Origin of the sequence: uncultured Dialister sp. (assembly GCF_900538805.1) — a bacterium.
In the GTDB taxonomy this organism is placed as follows: domain Bacteria; phylum Bacillota; class Negativicutes; order Veillonellales; family Dialisteraceae; genus Dialister.
Genome location: NZ_UPZP01000113.1, coordinates 1 through 6,785, shown reverse-complemented (window position 1 = coordinate 6,785; position 6,785 = coordinate 1). Strand labels below are relative to the sequence as shown.

The following is a 6,785-nucleotide window of genomic DNA, read 5'->3' as shown; positions in this document are numbered from 1 at the left end:
CGAAGCCGCCGTCAAACTTAAGAACCCTCCGGCCTGAAAGGCCGGTCAATCTTAAGAACCTTTTCCCGAACCTTCTGAACCCTCAAACTTTTCCCGCCAACCGGTCCCGGAACTGGCGGCCCTTGGCGTCTTTTGGCTCCAGGGTCACGAAGCGGTCCATATCTGCAAGGGCCTTATGGTACTCTCCCATGGACTCATAGACTTCGGCCCGGGAGCGGTAGGATTCGGCGTAATCCGGATCCACTTCGATGGCCTTGTTCAGGTATTCCAGGGCTTTATTCGTATTTCCCTTCTGGAACCAGGTATAGCCCAGGTTGTTATAGGCTTCGCCTTTCTTCGGATGCAGGGCAATAGCCTTTTCATAGTAGGGGATGGCCTTGTCATGTTCGCCCTTCAGAGAGTAGATATATCCCATGGACTCGAAGGCGTCGGCGTTATTCGGGTCCAGTTCCACCGCTTTTGTGTAGTCCTCTACTGCCTTATCGTTAAAGCCCAGCTTGTTATAGCAGTCACCACGCAGGGTCAGGAGAAGGGCGTCGGGCTCCTTTTTCAGTTCCATGGCTTTTGTGAAATCCGCCGCTGCCAGTTCGTATTTTTCCATTAAGGCATAGGTGCTGCCCCGGAGGGAATAACCCTGCCAGTAGGAAGGGGAGGCGGCTATGGATTTTGTGAAATAATCCAGTGCCTTCTCATTCCTTTTCATTTTGAGGGCGTTGAGACCGGCACTGCGAAGGAAAAAGGCGGACTTGGGATATAGGGCAATGGCCTTGTCATAGCAGCTTTCCGCCTTGTCGTACTTTTTCAGTTTATCCGAATAAAAGTCTCCCAGGGCCAGCCAGCATACAGGGTGATCCGGCCTTTCCTTGACCGCTTCCCTATAGGATTTCTCCGCTTCCTCCTTATTTCCGAGCCTGCTGTAGCAGTCTCCCATGGAAATATGCACCGCAAAACGGAGCTTCGGAGTCATATATTTCAGGTCCTCTTTGAAATCGGCAATGGCTGCCTCATTCTGCTTTCTCGACATATGGAAAAGGCCGCGCTGGAAATAGATGTTATCCTTTATCTTATCACCGGGATGCAAAGACAGGGCCTTGTCCCAGTCCTGGAGGGCCTCTTTATCCCTTCCGGCCCGGGCGTAAAACTCTGCCCTGGACCCGTAGGAAAGGGGATTCTCCGGCGCCAGGGACACCGCGTGGTCCAGATCTGCAAAGCACTTTTCCTTTTCCCCCTTCATGTAATACATGCTGCCCCGAAATACATAGGCCTCAAACCGGTCCGGATGCTCCTTCACCGCCTTCTCCGCCATGGCGGAAAGCAGCTCCTTTCCCTGCTGCGGCGTCAGCTGCACAGGCCTGGCCTGCAGCGACGGCGCTTCGGCCTTCACGTCCTTTGAAATATGGGTATAGAGACTCCCCAGCACATCCGACGGACCGGCAGCTCTGGCGGCTGCGGCAGCACCATCCTCTGCAAAAGACGGCGCCATGGCCGCTGCCGACAGCAGGCAGGCGGTTATCATGGAAATCACTCGTTTCTTCATAAAGCCCCTCCTTTTTTTGCTTCTCTGGCTTTTCTTGCCTTTTTATACTCTATATAGTTCCAGTCAGGAGATGAAATAATAGCTCCGGTTTCATTGATTTTATCCTCATGGTCCGGTCCCAGTTCTTTTGCTTTATTCCTGTCCTTTTCCGCCAGCTCCGTTTTCCCCGCTTTTTCATAAAGCTCTGCCCGAAGCCTATAGCCCGTTGCATTTTTCGGCTGCAGCGTAAGGAAATGGTCCATATCGGCCAGCGCTTTATCCAGCTGGCCCATGGACTCGTACACCCTGGCCCTGGAGCGGTAGGTTTCAGGGAAGTCCGGGTCCACGTCTATGCCCCTGGTGAGGCAGGCCAGGGCCCTGTCATTCCGGCCCAGTTTGTGATAGCTGTATCCCATATTATTGAAAACATAGGCCGCTTTTGGTTCAAGCGTCGCCGCCTTTTCATAGTATGAAACAGCTTCCTGCCGTTTATCCATTTCCACGTACAGATCTCCTATGAGAATATAGTAGTTTTCATTTTTCGGCCTTAAGGAAGAAGCTGCGAGGAAATCAGCCAGAGCCTTTTCCTTCTGGTCAGTCATGATGTACATGAAGCCCCGGAAAAAATATAAGTCATCCCGCTTTTTAGGGGAAAGGGTGATGGCTTCGTTGTAATCCTGAAGGGCCCGGTCCCATTTTTTTAAATCGATATAAACATGGCCCCGCATGGTATGGGACAAAGGGACCTTAGGATTCAGCTCTATGGCTTTATCCAGATCCGCCAAGGCCAGGTCATACTTATGCAGCTCGCGATAGGCATTCCCCCGAATGGTATAGTAATAGTCCATTTTAGGCCTGAGGGCTATGCCCTTTGTCATGTAGGATACGGTGTCTTTGGGTTTCCCCATTTTATGTGAAATCTGGGCCGCCCGGCGATAGAGAATGGGCGCCTTGGGATCCAGGGCAATGGCCTTGTCGAAGCATTCCCTGCCCCTGGCGTACTGCTTCAGATTTTCAGCATATAGATTTCCCAGAGACTCCAGAGGCTGGTAGGCTTTGGGATTCTTAGCCATGGCCTTTTTGTAATTCTTCTCGGCCCGCGGGAAATCTTTCCATTTCCTGTAAGCATGGCCGATTAGAATGTACTGGGCAGAAAGTCCGACTCCATTTCCGGCGGGAATGCAGGACAGTCCGCTCTGGAAATCAGACACAGCGTCCGCATATTTCTTCTCCTGCAGATTCCATCGGCCCCGGTCGTTATAGATTTTAAGCCTTAAAGGGTCTGGAGGATTCAGCGCCAGGGCGGAGTACCAATCCCAGCGGGCCGCCGCGTCCTGCTTCAGCTTTACGTAATAGCCCGCCCGGAGCCAGTACACCACGGGATCCTTTGGCGCCAGGGACACGGCATGGTCCATATCGGCCATGGCCTTTTCCACTTCTCCCTTCATGAAATAGGCATGGGCCCGGGCCGCATAGGACTGGTACCGGTCCGGATGGCTTTTCACCTCCTCCTCCGCCTTTTGAAGAAGAACAGCCGCCTGCTCCTCCTTCGTGAGCTTCCTCTTTGCAGGCGCCGCCTGCGCGGGACTGAACATATCCCCGGCAGCACCGGACGCCAGCGCCGCCTCTGTCCTCTGCGGGCCTCCCGGTGCTATGGGCACAAACGACAGGAAGCAGCCCGCCAGCAGCACAGCGATTTTCTTCTTCATAAAGACCCTCCTTTTTTATAACATTGGATTAATTTCTTAAATTATATCATGGAATGGCGGGGGAGATGGAGGAGAAGAAGGGGGGAGGGGAGTTTTTTACTTGTATTTATCTTTGAAATATTGGATGGTAAATTTGCGTTCAGTGACAGTATATGTCATGGTTAATGAGTATAATAAAGGGTAGAAAGAGAAAACAGTTTGAGGAAGTGGTGAGTAGCAGGGAAATAAACTGAAATGGCGGCAGATGATATTTGAAGTGGACAGGAAATCACTGGCCGCCGCCTGTTCGCTGCCTTTAAGTTTTCATGCTTCGTTTTTCTTACATAAGGAGAGAAATCAAATGAAAGGGAATTTATCATTGTGCAAGGTGATTATAGCTATTCTTCTTCTTTTAATTCTGGTTGGCGGGGGATATGTATACTGCTACGATACGAAAGGCCTGGATACAGAAATTAAAACCGAATCAAGACTGCTCTCCCTTCCTGTCCCTTTATCGGATGAAAAAGTGACAGCAGAGTTTGTGAATATTGAAATCGTTAATTTTACCTTTCGAAAAAAAGCACCCTCCCATGCCGTAGTTCTTCATCTGGACGGGAATTCGTATCCTCTCACGGTCTTCGAAGCAATGAGTCTTTCCAGTCCTAATCATAGTGCCATCCCGAAGACGGCTAATATTTACGTGGTTCAGCTGAAGGGAAAATACTTAGAGCTGGCTAAGAAGGCGCAAAAGCGTTCCATTACTTTCGGGTATCAAGACGGGACAAAGATTACGAAATCCTTCGACTTATAAGTACGATATTGCTTCTGTAACGTAAACGTATAAATGGAAAGGGAATATCTGGTGTACTGCAGGGAACGTAAGGGATTCCTGCCTTTTAAGCGGATTATGCTATGGAGAAACAGTCCTCTCCTGAGAAGGAGGGGATTTTGTTGTATTTCAAACCTTCATCCTAACTGAGGGTTTCCATATGTGGCAATCGAAGATGGTAATAAAATACCATTTGACAAGTTGGGCATGGAGTGTTATGATATGAACAACATAGAAATGGTAATTAAATACCAAAAAGGAGGAAACCGAATTGGTAAAGAGAACGCAGATGAATGGACTGACAGGCGACGATTTGGAATGGGGAATACTGGCAGCCGTACGCGGTAAGGCAGCAGTGGATCCTTTAATACAGGCAGAGGCTTTTTATATGGTTTACCAGCTTAGTCTCCGAAAAGAGTTTGACTGGTATGGCGAAGAGGCATTAGCTGAGGTTATTGGACTCTGTCGCCGGAAAGGCTTTAATGAATTGCCCGATTTTATTTCCTATGAATCCAAAATTGGTAATGAATTACTAAAACTATCAAAGGGCGTGGAACCGAGAGTAGTAAAAGGTTTACTTCTGCATTTCGAAGATACTCTGACCATCGGAGGAAAGGCACACGGAGCGAGTGGAACTCCAGATTCACTCAGTCATCTGGCATTATCTATTCTTAAAATTGGAAAAAGGGAAAGCGTGGCTGATTTCTGCAGTGGCATTGGCGGTTTTCTGACAATGGTCTATGAACAGGTGCCAGGGGTAGTTTTAAAGGGCTATGACATCATGCGTTCGGCGTGCCAGATTTCTAGAATTAGGGCGGATGTTTTATTGGATCCACCGAATATGAAGGAACTGATTGCCGCATATAAAGGCCAGCCGGACATGCTGGATCAATACCTCGATAAGTATCATCAGAAGATTGCCATAGAGAACAGGGATATTTTACAGGATATGACTCCTCCCGGCGTAGAGAATGCCGCAGAACATTTCGATAAAATCTTCTGCGACCATCCACTGGCCATGCGGTTTTCTGTTCGTGACTCATGGATTCAGAGCCTTCCCTTTGCTAAGAAATCAAAAACGCTGGACTGGGCGTTTGCCGCCGGCGTAATGCAGAGGCTGGCCAAAAAAGGAAAGGCTGTGGTTACGCTGACAAGCAGCTGCGCATGGAACTTTCCTGAGAAGGCGGCACGGGAATATTTCATCCGGCAAGGATGGATTGAATCGGTGATCAGCCTTCCGGTCAAAATGTTTTCCTATACTAATATTTCCATCCTTCTCGTGGTGCTTAGCCATGGAAATAAAGAAGTCCATTTTGTAGATGCTTCTGGAATTTACGAGAAAGGACGCCGCACAAACCAGTTCAGCAAAGCAAACATAGATACCATTCTCAAAGCTCTGGCAGAAGATACGGATATCAGCAAAACGGTATCCAACGAAGAAATCGAAAAAAAGGATTTCTCTGTTTTCCCAAAGACCTACTTAACGCCGGAAGATGAGCTTGAATCCCTGTCTAATTATGGCACTCTGATACCTTTGGAAGACCTGACACTCCGCATCAGCCGCGGCGCGCCTATTATGGCTTCGCAGCTGGATGCATTCAGCAGTGAGGAAGATACGGGCATTGATTACCTTACTTTGTCAGATATGCAGGACGGATTAATTCAGAAAGACCTGAAACACATGACTGAAATCCCGGAAGGGTACAGGAAATATCTCATCGAAGACGGAAGCATTATTCTCTCTAAAGTGGGAAGGCCTGCCAAAGTAGGGCTGGCTTCTGTGCCGGAAGGACGGCAGCTTATGGCTACAGGAAATATGTTTGTCCTGAAGCTGGACAAGAAAAAAATCAATCCCTATTATCTGCTTGCTTTCCTTGACAGTCCTGAAGGAAATGCCCTCATGAATCTCTTCTATGTAGGTATGACCGTTCCCAGTATTCGCATCCAGAGTCTGAAAGAAATTAAAATCCCCGTGCCACCTATGGAAAGGCAGCAGCAGGTGGCAGAAATCTATAAGAAATGCCAGGACGATTTGTACAAGGCAAAAGATGCCCTTCGGAAAATGATTCAGTCAAAAACAAAAGTATTTGATGACACCATGAAGGAGGGATAAACTATGCTGAGCCTTGAACAGATAGAGGTACTGGAAGGTGTCCTTGTGGAAAGGGCAGAAGAAATCCTCTGCCATATGAATTCCCAGGGAACCATAGACCGGTTTCTTAAGATAGCAGGACTGAGCGATCTTTTTGAAGAAGAAGCCAAAGAAACGGATAACCAGGATCCCTCCGGGTATATCGTTGTGATTGGGGCCTCCATGATTTCGGCCAATGCCATAAAAGGCATATGTAAAACCATGGGTATTTCTCCCAAACGGCTCAAACTCTACCTTGATTATGAAGAGGCCCAGAAACTGAATTATCGCAGTATGTACTGCAGCAGCCGGTATGCTCTCGTCCTTTTCGGCCTCATAGGCCACAGTGCCAGGGGCAAAGGAGGCTACAGCAGCATTATTACAGCCATAGAAGGGCAGAATGGATATCCGCCGGTCATACGGCTTGGAACTAATGAACTGAAAGTGACAAAAACGGGTTTCAAGAAGGCCCTGGCGGATGCAATAGAGCGTGGTTATATTATCCAAGATCAGGAGAGTGCTTGAACATTTTCCTGGGGAAGCGCTGATTAATTCATAGAGTTTCCTTTTATAAGAATTTTTATGCACTGCTTCGTCATGGGCTTCCTTAAATAGCTCGCT

General features: G+C 48.4%; 5 protein-coding genes. 3 read left to right on the top strand and 2 right to left on the bottom strand.

The window, feature by feature from the left end; translation table 11 throughout:
• Positions 1-82: 82 nt before the first annotated feature.
• The gene (locus QZQ29_RS08430; protein WP_296962292.1) at positions 83-1,537 is read right to left on the bottom strand and encodes a tetratricopeptide repeat protein; all 1,455 of its coding nucleotides are present in this window, start codon (positions 1,535-1,537) and stop codon (positions 83-85) included.
• The gene (locus tag QZQ29_RS08425) at positions 1,534-3,225 is read right to left on the bottom strand and encodes a tetratricopeptide repeat protein (protein WP_296962290.1); all 1,692 of its coding nucleotides are present in this window, start codon (positions 3,223-3,225) and stop codon (positions 1,534-1,536) included. The genes QZQ29_RS08430 and QZQ29_RS08425 overlap by 4 nt, the downstream gene beginning before the upstream one ends.
• 340 nt (positions 3,226-3,565) lie before the next feature.
• Here QZQ29_RS08425 and QZQ29_RS08420 point away from each other — a divergent pair, with 340 nt between their 5' ends.
• From QZQ29_RS08420 to QZQ29_RS08410, 3 genes are all read left to right on the top strand, one after another.
• On the top strand, positions 3,566-4,015 hold the full coding sequence (locus QZQ29_RS08420; RefSeq protein WP_296962289.1) for a hypothetical protein: 450 nt from the start codon (positions 3,566-3,568) through the stop codon (positions 4,013-4,015).
• A gap of 307 nt (positions 4,016-4,322) precedes the next feature.
• Positions 4,323-6,146 carry an N-6 DNA methylase gene (locus QZQ29_RS08415; protein ID WP_296962288.1) on the top strand — a complete coding sequence of 608 codons (1,824 nt, stop codon included), beginning with the start codon at positions 4,323-4,325 and terminating at the stop codon, positions 6,144-6,146.
• 3 nt (positions 6,147-6,149) lie between these two features.
• Positions 6,150-6,689, top strand: a complete 540-nt coding sequence (locus tag QZQ29_RS08410; protein ID WP_296962287.1) for a hypothetical protein — start codon at positions 6,150-6,152, stop codon at positions 6,687-6,689.
• Positions 6,690-6,785: the final 96 nt, after the last annotated feature.

Coding starts and splice junctions, on each gene's coding strand:
- QZQ29_RS08430 (WP_296962292.1), bottom strand. CDS start 1,537: ATGAAGAAACGAGTGATTTCCATGATAACCGCCTGCCTGCTGTCGGCA.
- QZQ29_RS08425 (WP_296962290.1), bottom strand. CDS start 3,225: ATGAAGAAGAAAATCGCTGTGCTGCTGGCGGGCTGCTTCCTGTCGTTT.
- QZQ29_RS08420 (WP_296962289.1), top strand. CDS start 3,566: ATGAAAGGGAATTTATCATTGTGCAAGGTGATTATAGCTATTCTTCTT.
- QZQ29_RS08415 (WP_296962288.1), top strand. CDS start 4,323: ATGAATGGACTGACAGGCGACGATTTGGAATGGGGAATACTGGCAGCC.
- QZQ29_RS08410 (WP_296962287.1), top strand. CDS start 6,150: ATGCTGAGCCTTGAACAGATAGAGGTACTGGAAGGTGTCCTTGTGGAA.